Source organism: Patiriisocius sp. 208BN25-11 (genome assembly GCF_058147145.1).
Window position 1 is genome coordinate 39323 of record NZ_JBYVJY010000014.1, and the last position, 16586, is coordinate 55908.

The window sequence follows — 16586 nt, forward strand, 5'->3', positions numbered from 1 at the left end:
AAACCTGAAATAACAACTCACAAAAGTATCATATGTCTATTTTGAAATACTAAAAATTCGATAGCAGCCCACAAAAATAAAATACCCCAACGCAATTACAATAAATAGCAAGAGTGTCATGATGAAAATTTCAGAAATATTGATCCAAACATTTGGAACACGCTCATGAAGATCTAGAATAAAGCCAAGAATAGAAAGTCCTCCAGCAGTTGCTAATATGTATAATAGATTCTTTTTATGGTTTAACATAATAGTTATTTATGAGTCATTCTAGCTTACAGCATACTACCTATAGTGTATTGCCAAAAAATTACCAGTCAAATTTATAGGTAGCGCCTCCTAAAACTTGTATTCCTTGTACTGGGAAGTTGTACCATTTTTCGTAATTATCTGCTAACAAGTTACTTCCTTTTAGAAAAATAGACAAACGCTCAGAGAGTCGGTAGCCTAAATGCAGATTGGCATCTACATACCCATCTAATGTAACAGTTGTATCTCCAGAATCTACTAAGACATTATCATCTTGATCTTTACGCTCTCCAACATAAAAAACAGAAACACCTCCATACAAGGCTTCAGTGATGTTAAAGGTACTAAATAGTGATGCTTGTAAAGATGGTAAATTCCATGCCTCTACTTGGTTATCTGTATTGTAGCTATTAAAGGTTGCATTTACACCAATAGATAGATTAGCAGACAACTCAGATTTTAGCTCCCCGAAGACATGTAGGGTTTTGATATCATCATATACCAACCCAAAAGAATTTCCGAATTTGTAGCCTTCTGTATCCAGCAAATTGCTATACAAATTTGATTTAAATAATGCTTTGTCTCTTTCATCACTATACCCCGCTCTCACATTATAGGCTATTGCATTGGTTACTTTTCCTTTAACACCAGCGTAGGCGTCATAGTTTTTATTGGTTGGGTTTAAGTCTAGAGTTGGAGACACAAATGGATTTACCTCTTTGCTTCCATAGTAGCTATTTTGCGTTAAATCTCCTTCGATTCCTCCATAAGCAATAAACAAGTCATCAACTACTCTGTAGCTAGCGGTAATGTTTGGGTAGATAAAGAAATCAACACCATCTTCTTGGCCATCGATACCAAGATAGGTAGACACCCCAAGATTTAATGACAAATCGTTGGTAATGATGGATAGTGATGGATTTAATCCAGCATTTAGCTGACTGTATTTTTTCTGACTTGAAACAAAGATATCCTCTGCAAAACTTCCCGATAGGTAATCGATCTCTACACCAATTCTAAAATTATAATCACTCACTGGAAAAGCAAACTCTGGCAAAGCCGAAATATTAAATTCTGATGAGCTGTAACTATCTCCTAAATAGCGAAAGTTTACTGCTGCTTTTTCAAAATAAGAATCCTCTATCGCAATACTACCTCCTAGATTTGCTGAAAAATAGTTTTGAGACACATCAAGGTCGTCAAAGAAAGTATCTGGCAAAAAATTAAAGGCATCGTTAATTCCATACCAATTAAATTTTTGATGTTGAACGCCAAAATTCAAACCATACGAAGCATCTCGCTGTCTACTAGTGTAGTCTATAGCCAATTCTGTATCAAGATAATCACTGTCTGTTCGCACATCGTCAATACTTCCCAAAGAAGAATTATGCTTAAAAAAAACACCCGCATTATCGGTTCTACTCAATTGAAAGTTGCTGTACAGCTCTCCTAGAATAGAGGTATAATTTCCAAAACCTAGGGTTGCATAGTTTTCATACAGTTTTATCTTTTTTGCCTTTTCTACCTTTGCCGCATTCCCTTTGGCAGGTGTAAAAGTGGAAGCCACAGGCACAGAAAAAATACTATAGGCTACCTCTTTCTTCTTGGTGTCTATAGAATCGTTTAAAATAGGTGTTTCTTTTACTTTAAAAGCATCACTTATGGTAGGTGTGTATGGTTTTACAATATTGACAACTTCGGTTCCTAAATCGTCTTCTTTTTCTTGCGCTAACAAAGTAAAAGGGGCAGCAAGTAAGAAGAATAAAAATAAAGGCAATGATCGATTGATGTGCATTTTGTAGGCGTTTGAAAAGGTTGTTACAAACATATAGATTGAGTTAAAGAACTATAGTATAATTGATTTGGCTGCTTAGTTTCCTTCTGGGCTTTCTACAGAAGAATTAGTCTTTGCTTCGGCTGTTTTAATGATATCGAGTTCGGCTTGTGCTTCTGCGACAACATCTGGGAAATCGGTGAAATTACTAATCACACTTTCCAGAATATAAGTAGCTTGATAGGCGTCTTTTAAACCATAGAAGTTTTTTGCCATGATGACTAGGCCTTTGGCTCCGTATAATTTATATCCAGAATATTCTTTTGCCAATCGTTGCACCACTTCGTTTGAAGTTGCAAAGTCACCTTGCTTATTTTTAAAATAGGCATCATAAAACAATGCCTCTGCGGCCAATGACCCTGTTGCAATTTTTGCAACCTCTGCATAGGCAGTTTTTGCCTTGGCTTCATCTCCCGTCTTCATAGCAGAACGTGCAATGATAATCTGGGCATCACTTTTAATGCTGTTATCTATCTTGGTGTTCTGTAATACTTTTTCTGCATAGGTTACCGCTGCAGCATATTGCTCTAGCTCGTAATTTGCCTTCATAGTATTGGTTTGGGCAAAAATGATGTTTTGAGGGAAATCTGCTTCAGTTTCTAATCGCGTAAGATAGATCGCAGCATTTTCATAATCTTTCTCCCCTAGATATACTTCAGACAAACGTGCCAAGGCTTGCTCGGTAAATTCGCTTCGTTCACGAGCTACCACAAATGTGTAATGTGGGATGGTTTTTAACATTTCAGCAGTACCAAAATACAACTGTCCCAAATAAAAATGAGCCTGCATTGCGTTTTTACCATTCGGAAATTCTTGTAGATAGGTTTCAAAGCGTTTAATCGCTAAGGCAGCTTTATTTTCCAGATACGGTTGTTCTGCAGCGAGATAGGTAGCGTCGTCTAGCTCTGCATCTTCTACATCCACGAAATCTAAGGTTTTTACCCAAGCTGCATACTCATCTACACGTCCTTCGTCTATGTAAATAATTTTTGCACTTGTTACTGCTTGCAAAGCTTCTGGAGTAGAAGGATATTCATTGGCCACTTTCTTAAATAGTCCTAATGCAGCATTGCTCTTTCCATCATTGTCTAATAAAAGCGCTTGTTTCAATAAGGTTTTTGAAATATAACTACTCTTTGGATGTTGCTGTACTAACTTGTTGTAAGCATCCACCGCAGCCGTGGTATTGTTTTGAGATACATAGGTATTTCCTAGTTCATATAAGGCATCATCTCTGTAAAATGACTTCGGAAATTTCCTGTCGAACGCACTGAGTTCTTCTATTTTAGAAGCGGTTCTATCTACAAAACCATAACTAATTGCCTTTTGAAATGTAGCATAATCACGATCTGGAGTTCCTCCTTCGATAGCAGCATTATAGTTTTCCATAGCAGGCCAATACTGGCTAGTCACAAAATAACTATCTCCTAAACGTACCAAAGCATCATTTTTTCTTGCCGTATCAATACCTTGTGTATCCACAAAATTTTTAAAGTTGGCAATGGCTGTTTCATAGGCTTTCTGCTTGAAATAAGTATAGCCAATATTGTATGGTGCATTGGTATACTCTGGAGTACTTGATGCATCTGGTAATTGCATGTATTGTTTATATCCCACCGCAGCTTCTTCGAAGTTAGAAAGTTGAAAATCGCTTTCTGCGTTCCAAAAAGTAGCTCTTGCGGTAAATTTAGGATCACGAGGCTCTCTAAGTGATTTATCAAAGTATGTTTTTGCTGCTGCATAATCTCCTTCATTAAATACCTCCACTCCCCTAAAGAAGGCTACTTTTTGATACGCCACTTTATTTTGGAATGCATTGTTATTTTCGAGTAAATTCAAAGCCTCTTTGTAATTTCTTGAAGAAATATATGAGTCGATTAATAAGTCTTGTAGTTCGTCATTGTTCTTATTCTCAGGATATTTTGAGATAAAAGCAGATAATACTTGAGGTACACTGGTGTAACTATTTCCAATTTCGTAACTGATCTTAGCGTAATTTAAGAAAGCATCTTCTTGAATTTCTGCACTAAAATCCATTTCACTGGCATTTTTAAATGCGTTTAATGCTTCTTGTTGTTTGTCTTGTTTAAGATACGAAGCGGCTAAATGGTAATAAGCATTTTGAGCTACTGCATTACGCCCATCGATAATTTTATTAAACTCACCAATGGCATTGGCATAATCTCCTTGCTTGTAATACGCGTAGCCTAATTGATAGTAATCTGTATTGTTCCAGCGACCTCTTTTACCTTTGTATTGCGTTAAGTAAGGAATTGCTTCCGCATACTTTTCTAGGTTAAAATAACTCTCTCCAATAATTTTTGAGAGTTCACTCTTTTCTTTTGGGCTGGAACTATCAAATTGTTCCTTCCCCATATCAATTGCTTTTTGAAACTTCCCTAATTTAAAGTTCATATCGGCTTGATAATACGATAGGTCTTTATTGTAGCGCTCATTGTCTTTTACCTCCTCAAACAATTCATTTGCTTCTTCATAATCGTCGCCTTCATAGGCTATAAACCCTAAATAGTATTTGGCTTGCGCACCGTATTCTTTAGAATCAACAACTTTATTCAAGTACTTCTTTGCCTGTGTAAATTGCTTCGCTTTAAAAAAAGCATAACCGTTGTTGAAGTTAAATCGTTCTGTCTCTGCCCTACTTAAACTACTCGCATCTACTTTTCCATACCATTTTTGAGCATAGGCATATTTACCATTCTCAAAATAATAATTGGCTACATCGATGTAGGCCGAATTTCGTTTTACACTGGTAGGATAGTTTGCCACAAACGACTCCATAAGTTGGTCTGCATCTTGTTGGTTTAACCGAACCGCACAATTAGCAATGTAGTATGCACAGTCGCTTTCGATACTTTCGCGATCTGTTGTTTTTTTTACGGTTGAAAACTGTTGTTGCGCTGCTAGATACTGATTGTTGTTGTACAATTCGATTGCTTGGTTAAAAGCAACAAGATCGTTGGTATAGGCAGCGGTTTGTTGTGAAAAAGCTGTTGTACTAAAAACAAAACAAAAGCTTGCAAGAATGAGGTTTCTTAACATGAAATAGATTTTTTGGGCTACTGTCAAAGATATACGTTTACGAATACGCTTTTTTAAAATCGCAACCCGAAGTATTCACAGGTTGTTAACGATATAACAGACTGGAATTACGTGAGGTTGTTACATCAATAACGCATGAAATCTAAGATGCGTATTTTAAGTTTTAAAATTTCAGAAAACAAACACTAAAGTTTGTGTAAAAAAGAAACTATTCTAAAGCTATTTCTTTGTTTGTATATTCTTAATGTAGGTATTTAATAATTCACTACACTTTTTTGCGCCTTGGTTTGTAAGATGGTCTGCATCTCTAAGATCTTCTTTTTCAAATATAGGATGGGTGCTCAAATCTAAATATTCAACGTTTTCATTTGTAACTGAAAAATCGCTTAAAACCTTTTTTATTTTCTTTTTCTTTTCAGCATTTAAAAGCTCATAATATTTAGGATATACTGGCATTTCAAGTAACACTACCTTCACATTATGGGCAGCACAAAGGGCAATCATTTGTACAAGCCTCTTCTCATTTATTTCAAAATCTAAGGAGTTATCCTCATGCTTCTTTGCAATCACTTTAGAAATGGCTTCTTTATCTTTAACAATGTTAGTGGCGTCTTGTAATCCATATCCTAATGCTGTCGTTGAAACAATTGTATTTTCTTCAAAATAGGTGTGCACCAAAGCCATTGATTTATCAAAACGCTGGATTAAGGCCATGCTATAGCGCTGTGGATTCCAATACGAGATACTTGATGAAGTAACATCCATATGATGATGGTAAAAGAACTTTCGCCAATTGTTCTCTACACCATCTTCTTTGGCAGAAAGTGTAAAATAACTAATATTTAAAATCACTGTCTTTAATGCAGGCAGGGAGTCAATATGCTTTTCTAACAATAATTGATCTGTTGCTAAACTCTGACTAATATTAGAAATATTAAACGTATTACTTTCAAAATAGTTAGGGTCTATTCCAAAAAAAGAATGGGAATCTCCAAAAATTAGCGTCTCGATTTCTGAATAGTTACTTTGGATTTGTTTATTCTTATAAGAGTAATTATTAGGAACTTGTCTATAAAAAAATTCTAAGGCAAGCCAACCCAAAAATACTGGAAGCAAGAAAAGTGCTATTTTAAAATATAATCGACGCATTAAAATTGAAAATATATAAAGGGTTGTAAATCTCCTGCAAAATAGAACGTAGCTATTATAACTACATAATAAATTACATAGCGAATTCCTTTGGGAAGATGTGTAATATCTAGCACATGATCTCTTTTTCTTTGGAACCATTCTACACCCATATACAATGCTAAAAACACCAACATACTTCTAGAGACCCAAGGCATGGTAAAGAAACTTTTTGAAAATATAATGCCTAGATATTGAAAAGCATCTGCTACAGTTGGAGCCCGAAAAAAGACCCAGGCCAACACCACAATAGAAAAAGTAGCAAGGATATTTGCAAATTGTCGCCAAAGTGGGGTTTGCTTTTCAGGTGTAGGATTGTCAGTACTTCTTTTTTGAAGTAAAATTACAGGAATCACAAATAATGCATGTACGGCTCCCCAAAAAACAAAGGTCAAGTTTGCTCCATGCCACAAGCCACTTACTAAAAACACGATAAAAATATTTAATACCAATCGGCTCTTTGAAACTCTACTTCCACCTAAAGGAATATACACATAATCTCTAAACCAAGTAGACAAGGAAATATGCCATCGTTTCCAGAATTCTGACATGTTTTGAGATAGATATGGAAAATTAAAATTCTTCATTAAATCAAACCCAAGTAGCCTCGAACTACCAATAGCGATATCGCTATAGCCAGAAAAATCACCATAAATTTGAAATGCAAAAAAAACAGCTCCAACAAACAAAGTGCTTCCAGATTGAGAAGCATAGTTTTCGAAAATCTGATTTACCACCAAAGCGCAATTATCTGCAATGACCATTTTCTTGAACAAACCACCCAGAATAAGCCGTAATCCATCTACTTGTAATGCGTATTGAAAAGTTCTCTTTTTTGCAAATTGACGTAATAAATGAGAAGCTCGCTCTATTGGACCTGCTACTAATTGAGGGAAAAAAGACACAAAAGCAAAAAACTGCACCACATTTTTAGTAGGCTTCATCTTACCTCTGTATACATCGATTGTATAACTTAAGGTCTGAAATGTATAAAAACTAATTCCTACCGGGAGTATCAAGGAGATACTACTGGGCTGCCATTGTGTTCCAAATAGAGAAAAGACCTCAGTGAAGGTATCTATAAAAAAGTTAAAGTATTTGAATGTAAATAGGAGTCCGATATTAAAAAAAACAGAAGCAAAGAGAACCATCTTTTTTAAACGATTTGATATCGGTTTTAAAAATTGATAGCCAACAGTAAAATCAACTAAAGAACTTAGAAATATAAGTCCTAAAAAGCGCCAATCCCAGCAAGCGTAAAAGAAATAACTAACAACAACAATAAAGATATTTTGAAGTCGCAACGATTTCCTAAAAACTGTCCAGTACAACAAAAGCACTATGGGAAGAAAAACGGCAAAGTCAACAGTATTGAATAGCACAGGAAAGGGTTAAAATCGGTATTGCCAAATATATTATTTATTACGTTAATTGAGTCATTTAATAAGTAAAGAAAAAACTTGTACTTTTAAACAAACAAATTTATTCTCGATATGAAAATTTCAGTAGTAAGCATCATGCTCCTCATTTTTACAAGTTCATGCGCAGCGCAACAAAGTTTTACTAACATTTCAGAAAAAAATGGGAACATTGGTATTGGCACCAACGTACCGGATGAAAAACTTACGGTGAAAGGTAAAATTCATACGCAAGAAGTATTAGTTGACCTCAACGGGGCTGTGGCTCCAGATTATGTTTTTGAAAGCTACTACAAAGGCTACTCTTCATTGAATAACAATTACAAAATGTTGGATTTAAAAAGTCTTGAAACCTACCTAAAAGAACATCATCATTTGCCAGAAGTGCCAAGTGCTGCTACTTTAGAAGAGGAAGGACTTGAACTTAAAAAGATGAACTTATTATTGCTTCAAAAAATTGAGGAGCTTACGCTATATACCTTAGAACAACAGCAACAAATTGATGCACTCAATGAGAAAGTAAATAGTCTAACCAAGGAGTAATGAAAAAGGCAACTTACATACTTCTGCTACTACATTGTTTCTTGATACTGGCACAACAGCAAGAAACTGATGAACGCCTTTATTTTCATGTAAATATTGCAGATGCAACATCCCTGAAAATCAACAAAAGTAATACTGTTGTTCGTGTTATTAGTAAGACGAGTGATAAGGAAACAGAAATCTACAAATTGCACAGGATCTTTCGCTTTGAAAAAGCATATCCTAATACCAAAAGTGATCTCTTAAAAACAGTATACACCATAAGTACAGACAATCCAGAGTTATTAGGATCATTGCAGTATCATTTCCCCGAAAAATATACACGTGTGGGTCAATTTTTTACTACAGAAAATGCGTACTACCCAAACGATTACGGAACTACAAGTCCGGTAGAAAATTTAGGGGCTCCCCACCCATCTCATGACCTAGATATGATCATGGCTCCAGAAGCATGGGGCATTACACGTGGTAACAAAAAAGTGGTGGTAGGTATCTCAGACTCTAGAGTAGATTCTTTAGACCCCGATTTTAAAGGAAGAGTGAGAGAATATATCCATTACAACAAAGCCACTAAAGGCATGGCTTGTGCCCATGGATCTAACGTTGCAGCATTGGCAATTGGCACAATGGATAACGGGCATGGAAGAGCTGGAATTTGCGGAGAATGTGATGTCGTTGTGAATACCTACGGAAATTTTAGTAAAATTGAAGAGCTTGCTGCATCTGGTGCCAAAGTCATCAATGCTAGCTGGGCTATGTGCAAAATGGGTGGCAAATACAAAGAAAACATTCAAGAGCGTATCAAAGAAATGTACGATGACGGAATTATTATTGTCGCCGGAGCTGGAAATGGCACCGACTGCAATAGAGATGGAAAAAAACTTGGTGACTCTCTATATCCTGCTTCTTTTGAAAGAGTGATCTCTGTTTCTGGGGTTTATACATTACATAGAGAACCTACAGATTATCACTTTGTGCAAGATGGAAGAAAAATCACAAAACAAGTTCGTGACAGACGTGCAGGCTATTTTTATTTAGAAGATGATGGCACCCTTATTCCTTACGAGGTTGAAAAAGGTGTCCAAATGAATAAAGCTGTAGATCTAGTTGCTCCTAGAGAAGGCTATTTATTAGGACATGAGCTCTGCGGTAAAGAAACCGTTTATGGAGGCGCTTCTTCTAATGCAGCACCTGTTGTTACTGGAATTATTGGCCTCATGTGGTCTGTAAATTATTGCTTATCATCCTATGAAGTTGAAAGCATCTTAAAACTATCATCAGAAAGTGTTGAGAACCTCACCGGCAATGAACCCTACAAAGGCCTCATGGGTGCTGGAAGGGTAAATGCATACAGGGCAGTTAAAATGTCCCAAGAAATGAAAGATCCAAATGCCACGGTACATATCGCTAATAGAGATTTTTATAGATTTGACTTTACGCTTTCAAGTGCTCAAAAAAATATAGAAATTAAAAACCAAACCTTTAGAGAAGATGCCACTGTAGATTTTAAAGCAAAAAATCAAATTGTTTTAAAACCTGGTACGCAACTAAAACCCAACCAAAACGGATTTGTAAAATTAGCCATAGATCCTACGATTATGCCTAAAGAGTGCGAGCCAACACCTCCAAAAAAATATCTTTCGTATAAAGAAGATAAGTAACCCATAGTATATTTATCTTAGCAAAAAAATTGATTAGATGTCCCAAGCAGTTTTAGAACTTACCAATGCTAGTATTTTTCAAAAAGACAATCTCATTCTTGACGATGTGTCTATTCGTATAGAAAAAGGAGCCTTTGTGTACCTTATTGGAAAAACCGGTGCAGGAAAAAGTAGCTTCATGAAAACCTTGTACGGTGACTTGCCTTTAACCAAAGGGGAAGGACATATTGTAGGCCATGATTTAACCAAACTAAAAGAAAAAGACATTCCGTTTCTACGCAGAAAATTAGGGGTTGTGTTTCAAGACTTTAAACTATTAAACGATCGCACCGTAAAAGACAACTTGCTATTTGTACTCACTGCCACAGGCTGGAAAGACAAAAAAGCAATGAACCTCAAAATTGACGAGGTGCTTGATAAAGTGGGTATGAAAACCAAGAACTTTAAATATCCCTATCAATTATCTGGTGGAGAACAGCAACGTATCGCTATTGCAAGAGCCTTGTTAAATGATCCAGAACTTATTTTAGCAGATGAGCCTACTGGAAATTTGGACCCACAAACTAGTGTAGAAGTGATGCAAGTACTTCAAGAAATAAATAACAACGGTAACACTATTTTAATGGCAACACATGATTATGCCTTGTTATTAAAATACCCTTCAAAGACCTTAAAGTGTGACGAAGGACAATTGTTTGAAGTGGTGCAGAAGACGGTTTAATTACCTATTCACCCCCTGCTTATTAATCCAATTTACATACGCAAGCCTATTTCGGTTATGTCCAGATAAGGTTTTGGCGAACTTATGGTATCCAAACTTCTCTACATTTGCTACCATATAATAGTAGTCATGCTTTTGATAATTCAACACCCCATCAATAGCAGAAACATCTGGCATGGTAATAGGTCCTGGTGGAACTCCTGCGTGTTTATATGTATTATAAGGCGACATGTTTTCTAAATCTTTAAACAAGACTCTTTTGATTACCTGATTAAAATCATTTTCGCTTTTCTTCTTGGCGTAGATAACAGTTGGATCTGCTTGTAATAACATTCCTTTTTTCAATCTATTAATGTACAAGCCCGCAACTATAGGTCGCTCCTCAACCATGGCTGTCTCTTTTTGAACAATAGATGCTAGCGCCATCACCTCATCTCTGGTCATGTCTAAAGCTTTGGCTTTGGCATTTCTAGAAGCATTCCAAAAAGCATTGTACTCTTTGAGCATCTTTTCACAAAAAGCGCTCGGACTACTATTCCAATAAACTTCATAAGTATTTGGGATATACATTCCTAAAGCTGTAGCATCTGTAAATCCAGATTTCTTGATAAAATCTGCATCTTTCATAGCTGTTAAAAAAGCAATACTATCTGCTTCCATCTGTGTTGCCATATGCCCTGCCAGATTCTCTAATCGCTCTTGATTATTGAATTTTATTTTAATAGGAATATTCCCCGTACGAATGCTATTGATAATCTCATTGTTATTGCTCCCTTTTTTAATCACAAAATGACCTGGCTTTATGTTAGAACTATAGCCTTTTCTATTGGCAACGGTTACAAAGGTTTTCATGTCACTAAGTAACGGACTCAACTCTTCCTGAACATCTGCAAAAGAGGCTCCAGTGGGAATATACACATGCGCTTCTTCATTGTTAAACGCAGTGTTGGGTGTAAATATATTAGTATACACATAATAGGCAAAACCAGCCATAGCCACAAGGCCTAACAATGCAATAGCAGTTACAATTTTCTTTAAATACATACTCTAAATTATTCTATTTTTTATTTTGAAAGAAGTTGGTATAACCACTCGTCTCGATACCTTCCTCCAGTAAAATTCCAATCTTTTTTCACTCCTGCTTTTTCAAAACCTGAAGCTTCAAATAAGGCAATACTTGCTTTGTTTTCTTCGGAAATGTTCGCGTATACTTGATGCACTTGCAAGTGTTGTACAGCATAATCACACAGTACTTTTAAACTATCTTTTGCGTAGCCTTTACCACGGGCTGAGGGTTCAAAAATAACAAGCCCTACTCCTACTCGATGATGCTGCGGGTTAAAATCGAATAAATCGATACACCCTAATCGTGCTTTTGTTTCTTTGTGTTCAATAATTAAACGTAATTGCTTCACATCAAAAATATCACGATGGCTATTTTCTAGGTATTGTGTCAATATATATTTCGAAAACGGGGTCAGGGTATGACTTACCTTCCAAAGTTCTTTATCATTTTCTAAAGCATACAAAAAATCAAGATCTGTAGGCTCTAAGGCACGTAATTGTATAGTCTCTCCTTGTAACATCATAGCTCCCAAAATCCTTTAAAGACTTGTGTTGCGGGTCCTTCCAAAACAACATCGATATAGGTATTACCTTCTTTTGCAAAAGACACATTCAAGCGTCCGCCAGGAGTTTGTAAATGTACTTGATTCGCATTGGTTTTACCTGTCTCAAACATAGCAATAGCTACAGCTGTTACTCCCGTACCACATGACAAAGTTTCATCTTCAACACCACGTTCATAGGTGCGCACACTAAAGGTATCTTCGGAAATTTTAGACACAAAATTTACATTAGCACCCTCCAACCCATAGACATCATTTCGTATGTTGCGTCCTTTTTCAAAAACGTCTAGGGTTTCAATAGCTTCCACCAATTCAACATGATGTGGAGACCCTGTGTTTAAAAAGCAATGCGTGTCGGTAGTTAAAATTTCAGAAACAGGTGTCATATGCAATGCAACACTATTCTTTGAAATAGTAGCCTGATGTGCCCCATCGATTGCCATGAATGTAGTTTGATTTGTAATCACACCCAAATAAGCAGCAAAATGTACAATGCATCTACCTCCATTACCACACATGGTACTTTCATTTCCATCGGCATTGAAGTACACCATGGTAAAATCTGCACTCTTATGATCCTCCAAAAGGATGAGTCCGTCTGCCCCCACACCAAATTTTCGATTACAGAATTGAGCGATTATTTTGGTATCATTTTTGGGGAATATTTGCTGACGATTATCGATTAAGACAAAGTCATTTCCGGTACCTTGATATTTATAAAAGGGTAATTGCATCTGCGCAAAGGTATGAAATAGAAACAGCTTCTAAAACGAAAGATAATTGTTAAGGATTGTTAAATTTTGAAATACAACAAAATATTTAGCGTCTAATAATTGTTACTAATACATAACTAAAGTATAAACCTATGAAATGAGCCATGTGAATGAACTTGGATGTTTATCTAAAAATTTAATGGCGAATTGCATCTGACCTTTAAAACAAAAAAAATGAAACAGATGAAACAGACTATGAAATTATTTGCTGTAGCCCTTGTAGCAGGAGCGCTTACACTTGGAGGTTACAAATTACTTGAAACAAAAACTGACAAAACACCAGTTGCAACTAAAACAGCAACAACCCCGATTAACTATACACCTACAAACTTTTCAGCAAATACCCCTACAACCACCATAGATTTTACAGTGGCAGCAGATAAAACAGTGAATGCTGTAGTACACGTTATTAATACCACCTATAGCAGAGTACCTACCAACATGATGGATTATATTCGTGGAGGTGGAGAACCTAGAAAACTTGAAGGTAGCGGTAGCGGTGTTATTATTTCTCCAGATGGTTATATTATTACCAACAATCACGTAATTGATAATGCAACCGAACTTGAGGTAACCTTAAACAACAACGCAACCTATCCAGCCGAGTTAATTGGTACCGATCCTAAAACAGATATTGCATTAATTAAAATAGACACCGAAGAACCATTACCATTTGTACCTTTTAGTGATTCTAATACTGTAAAAGTAGGTGAATGGGTATTGGCAGTTGGAAACCCTTTTAGACTTACTTCAACTGTAACTGCAGGGATTGTAAGTGCAAAAGCAAGAGACTTGGATGAACGTGATGGACAAAATCAATCTTTTATTCAAACAGACGCAGCTGTAAATCGTGGAAACAGTGGCGGTGCTCTTGTAAACACTCGAGGAGAACTTATTGGTATTAATACTGCCATTACAAGTGAAACAGGGTCTTATGTAGGCTACTCTTTTGCAGTACCAAGTAACATTGCTAGAAAAGTGATTGAAGACATCATGGAGTTTGGAAATGTACAGCAAGCCATATTGGGTATTAGTGGTGGAAATTTAAACTCAAAGGTAGCAGACGAATTAGGCATTGATGAAACAGAAGGAGTTTATGTTGGAGGTGTTGAAAAAGGTGGAGGAGCTGATAAGGGAGGTATTAAAAAAGGAGATATCATTAAAGAATTAGATGGTTTACAAGTTTCTAAGTTTTCTGACTTAACGGGTTATTTAGGAGCTAAGAGACCAAACGATGTAGTTGAAGTAACCGTGTTACGTAATGGCACTCAAAAAAGAATTCCAGTTACCTTAATCAAATTAGAGCTCTTTGAAATTAAAGATCTAGGTATTGAAGTAGGAAAAGCCAACCCAGGCATTTTAGACAGGTTTAATCTTGAAGGAGGAGTTTCTATAACCAAAGCCCTAAGAAAAGATGTAGCTCGATATGGTTTAGAAGGAAATATCATCACAAAAATTGATGACATCCCTGTTACCAATGTGAATGATGTAAGAGAAATCATGACCAAAAGAAATTACGCAGACCCAGTAAAATTGACTTTTGTAAACAAAAAAGGAGAAACACATAATTATATTTTTAGATAGGAAGGAAGTGTAACAAATTTTTATCTAAAAATGACACCCCACAATTGACGTTGCTGGGGTGTTTTTTTTTTGAAATCGATCCCGAAAGCTTTCGGGACGAAACTGAAGCTGAAGACAAAAACGAAGAATAAATTGAACCTGCAAGGCATGAGGAGGCACGACAAACTTTTAGGTTTATGCAAATTGAACCTAAGAAAATAGTCTTTTCCTCTAACATTTCCGAAGGGATAAAAACCCAACTTTTTTTTAAATGTTTAACACCATAAAACCCAAGAAAATAATTACTTTTGCGCAACATTTTAACAACCGTTTTTGACAATTCAAAAACACTTAAAAAGCACAACCTATGAGTTTTGATGACGTTTATGAAAAAGAACTGTCTTTTCAAACTGACCGCCGTAAGGCCACAGTAGCATTTATTAATATCATTAGTGATTTGTGGTATGACAAATCGATAGAATTGGTATTATTTCGCAATCAATTAATTGACCGTAATGCCAGTGAAATTTTAAACCTTCACGAGTATGCAGGAGAATTTGTACAAAAGCCTATTTCGATCTTTGACTCTGTTGAAATCGCACAAGCTATTAAAACATTAGATCTTCCTCCAGCTAAACTGGATATTGGTAAACTTACCTATGAGTACCATTTAGAAGAGAACGATACAAACGCGCTTGCTTTTGTTTCTGAAAAATTAAAAGATGCTCAAGACAAAGACGACATTACTCCTAAAGATGTTGTGTTGTATGGTTTTGGTAGAATTGGTCGTTTGTTAGCACGCGAATTAATGACACGCACCGGTCAAGGAAGTCAGATGCGTCTTCGTGCTATTGTAACACGTGGTGCTATTGACCAAAAAGTATTAGAAAAAAGAGCTTCGTTATTACAATACGATTCTGTACATGGAGATTTCCCAGGTACAGTTCGTGTAGATCTAGAGAACAAAGCCTTAATTATAAACGGAACTACAGTTCATATTATCTCGGCTAACGGACCAGAAGAAATAGACTACACAGCCTATGGAATTAACGATGCCTTGGTAATTGATAATACGGGTGCTTTTAGAGACAAAGAAGCATTGAGCCGTCACTTAGTTCCTAATGGAGCAAGTAAAGTATTATTAACAGCTCCTGGAGCTGGTATTCCTAACATTGTACATGGTGTAAATCACTTTGAAAACAATCCAGATGAAATGGATATTTTCTCTGCTGCATCGTGTACTACCAATGCAATTACGCCTGTATTAAAAGCTATTGAAGATAGTTTTGGAGTAGTTCAAGGGCATTTAGAAACCATTCACGCCTACACTAATGACCAAAACTTGGTAGACAACATGCACAAAAAACACCGTCGTGGTCGTGCTGCTGCCTTGAATATGGTGATTACAGAAACGGGTGCTGGAAAAGCAGTTTCTAAAGCCCTACCATCATTTGAAGGAAAACTAACATCAAATGCTATTAGAGTTCCTGTACCAAACGGATCATTGGCTATTTTAAATTTAGAGCTTGAAAATCCAACATCAGTAGATGGTTTAAACGCAACCATGAAAAAATACGCGCTAGAAGGAAACTTAGTAGAGCAAATTAAATATTCTTTAAACAACGAGTTAGTATCTAGTGATATTGTTGGATCTTCGGCTCCTTCTATATTTGATAGTAATGCTACTATTGTTACTAAAGATGGAAAAAACGCTGTTATTTATGTTTGGTACGATAACGAATATGGATACAGCCACCAAGTAATTAGATTGGCAAAGCACATTGCCAAAGTAAGAAGATTCACGTACTATTAGTAGTATTTTTTCTTGCGCCACCGCTAAAGCTTTTGCGACACGCGGTCGGAAATATTAGAAGCCGTAAACCTTGCGTTTGCGGCTTTTTGCATTGAAAAACCTCCCCTCTGAGAGGGAGAGGTCCCGAAGCTTCGG

The 16586-nt window shown here is 36.3% G+C and carries 13 protein-coding genes; 5 read left to right on the forward strand and 8 right to left on the reverse strand.

What is annotated here, in order from left to right; all coding sequences use genetic code 11:
* Positions 1 to 36: 36 nt before the first annotated feature.
* From ACY2RS_RS13810 to ACY2RS_RS13830, 5 genes are all read right to left on the reverse strand, one after another.
* Entirely contained in the window at positions 37 to 249 is a 213-nt protein-coding gene (locus tag ACY2RS_RS13810) for a hypothetical protein (protein WP_490099252.1), read from the reverse strand.
* A 61-nt stretch (positions 250 to 310) separates the two neighbouring features.
* Positions 311 to 2077: a TonB-dependent receptor gene (locus ACY2RS_RS13815; protein WP_490099253.1), complete on the reverse strand. Its 1767-nt coding sequence runs from the start codon at positions 2075 to 2077 to the stop codon at positions 311 to 313.
* A gap of 42 nt (positions 2078 to 2119) precedes the next feature.
* Positions 2120 to 5143 carry a tetratricopeptide repeat protein gene (locus tag ACY2RS_RS13820; RefSeq protein WP_490099254.1) on the reverse strand — a complete coding sequence of 1008 codons (3024 nt, stop codon included), beginning with the start codon at positions 5141 to 5143 and terminating at the stop codon, positions 2120 to 2122.
* Between the two features lie 219 nt (positions 5144 to 5362).
* The gene (locus ACY2RS_RS13825) at positions 5363 to 6259 is read right to left on the reverse strand and encodes a hypothetical protein (protein ID WP_490099255.1); all 897 of its coding nucleotides are present in this window, start codon (positions 6257 to 6259) and stop codon (positions 5363 to 5365) included.
* Positions 6260 to 6291: 32 nt separating this feature from the next.
* The gene (locus ACY2RS_RS13830) at positions 6292 to 7482 is read right to left on the reverse strand and encodes an MBOAT family O-acyltransferase (protein ID WP_490099256.1); all 1191 of its coding nucleotides are present in this window, start codon (positions 7480 to 7482) and stop codon (positions 6292 to 6294) included.
* A 342-nt stretch (positions 7483 to 7824) separates the two neighbouring features.
* Here ACY2RS_RS13830 and ACY2RS_RS13835 point away from each other — a divergent pair, with 342 nt between their 5' ends.
* The 3 genes from ACY2RS_RS13835 to ACY2RS_RS13845 are packed head-to-tail and all read left to right on the forward strand — an operon-like array spanning position 7825 to position 10674.
* Complete coding sequence (locus ACY2RS_RS13835) at positions 7825 to 8292, forward strand: hypothetical protein (RefSeq protein ID WP_490099257.1); 468 nt, start codon at positions 7825 to 7827, stop codon at positions 8290 to 8292.
* Complete coding sequence (locus ACY2RS_RS13840; RefSeq protein ID WP_490099258.1) at positions 8292 to 9953, forward strand: S8 family peptidase; 1662 nt, start codon at positions 8292 to 8294, stop codon at positions 9951 to 9953. The genes ACY2RS_RS13835 and ACY2RS_RS13840 overlap by 1 nt, the downstream gene beginning before the upstream one ends.
* A gap of 37 nt (positions 9954 to 9990) precedes the next feature.
* Complete coding sequence (locus ACY2RS_RS13845; RefSeq protein WP_490099259.1) at positions 9991 to 10674, forward strand: cell division ATP-binding protein FtsE; 684 nt, start codon at positions 9991 to 9993, stop codon at positions 10672 to 10674.
* Here ACY2RS_RS13845 and mltG read toward each other — a convergent pair whose 3' ends face one another.
* Genes mltG through dapF form a run of 3 tightly spaced genes read right to left on the reverse strand, consistent with a single transcriptional unit; the run spans position 10675 to position 13036 of the window.
* Complete coding sequence (gene mltG, locus ACY2RS_RS13850) at positions 10675 to 11718, reverse strand: endolytic transglycosylase MltG (RefSeq protein WP_490099260.1); 1044 nt, start codon at positions 11716 to 11718, stop codon at positions 10675 to 10677. It lies immediately after the preceding gene.
* Positions 11719 to 11738: 20 nt separating this feature from the next.
* Positions 11739 to 12263, reverse strand: a complete 525-nt coding sequence (locus tag ACY2RS_RS13855; protein WP_490099261.1) for a GNAT family N-acetyltransferase — start codon at positions 12261 to 12263, stop codon at positions 11739 to 11741.
* A complete protein-coding gene (gene dapF / locus ACY2RS_RS13860) occupies positions 12260 to 13036 on the reverse strand; it encodes a diaminopimelate epimerase (protein ID WP_490099262.1) in 777 nt (258 codons plus the stop codon). Before dapF ends, ACY2RS_RS13855 begins: the two co-directional genes overlap by 4 nt.
* A gap of 222 nt (positions 13037 to 13258) precedes the next feature.
* Between dapF and ACY2RS_RS13865 the strand changes: the two genes are divergently transcribed.
* Together ACY2RS_RS13865 and ACY2RS_RS13870 are read left to right on the forward strand one after the other, a co-directional pair.
* Positions 13259 to 14659: a trypsin-like peptidase domain-containing protein gene (locus ACY2RS_RS13865; RefSeq protein WP_490099263.1), complete on the forward strand. Its 1401-nt coding sequence runs from the start codon at positions 13259 to 13261 to the stop codon at positions 14657 to 14659.
* 346 nt (positions 14660 to 15005) lie between these two features.
* Positions 15006 to 16451, forward strand: coding sequence for a glyceraldehyde-3-phosphate dehydrogenase (locus ACY2RS_RS13870; protein ID WP_490099264.1), 1446 nt, complete (start codon positions 15006 to 15008; stop codon positions 16449 to 16451).
* Positions 16452 to 16586 lie beyond the last annotated feature (135 nt).

Excerpts from the sequence above, each read along its gene's own strand:
- ACY2RS_RS13810 (WP_490099252.1), bottom strand. The coding sequence starts at position 249 with ATGTTAAACCATAAAAAGAATCTATTATACATATTAGCAACTGCTGGA.
- ACY2RS_RS13815 (WP_490099253.1), bottom strand. The coding sequence starts at position 2,077 with ATGTTTGTAACAACCTTTTCAAACGCCTACAAAATGCACATCAATCGA.
- ACY2RS_RS13820 (WP_490099254.1), bottom strand. The coding sequence starts at position 5,143 with ATGTTAAGAAACCTCATTCTTGCAAGCTTTTGTTTTGTTTTTAGTACA.
- ACY2RS_RS13830 (WP_490099256.1), bottom strand. The coding sequence starts at position 7,482 with ATGGTTCTCTTTGCTTCTGTTTTTTTTAATATCGGACTCCTATTTACA.
- ACY2RS_RS13835 (WP_490099257.1), top strand. The coding sequence starts at position 7,825 with ATGAAAATTTCAGTAGTAAGCATCATGCTCCTCATTTTTACAAGTTCA.
- ACY2RS_RS13840 (WP_490099258.1), top strand. The coding sequence starts at position 8,292 with ATGAAAAAGGCAACTTACATACTTCTGCTACTACATTGTTTCTTGATA.
- ACY2RS_RS13845 (WP_490099259.1), top strand. The coding sequence starts at position 9,991 with ATGTCCCAAGCAGTTTTAGAACTTACCAATGCTAGTATTTTTCAAAAA.
- mltG (WP_490099260.1), bottom strand. The coding sequence starts at position 11,718 with ATGTATTTAAAGAAAATTGTAACTGCTATTGCATTGTTAGGCCTTGTG.
- ACY2RS_RS13855 (WP_490099261.1), bottom strand. The coding sequence starts at position 12,263 with ATGATGTTACAAGGAGAGACTATACAATTACGTGCCTTAGAGCCTACA.
- dapF (WP_490099262.1), bottom strand. The coding sequence starts at position 13,036 with ATGCAATTACCCTTTTATAAATATCAAGGTACCGGAAATGACTTTGTC.
- ACY2RS_RS13865 (WP_490099263.1), top strand. The coding sequence starts at position 13,259 with ATGAAACAGACTATGAAATTATTTGCTGTAGCCCTTGTAGCAGGAGCG.
- ACY2RS_RS13870 (WP_490099264.1), top strand. The coding sequence starts at position 15,006 with ATGAGTTTTGATGACGTTTATGAAAAAGAACTGTCTTTTCAAACTGAC.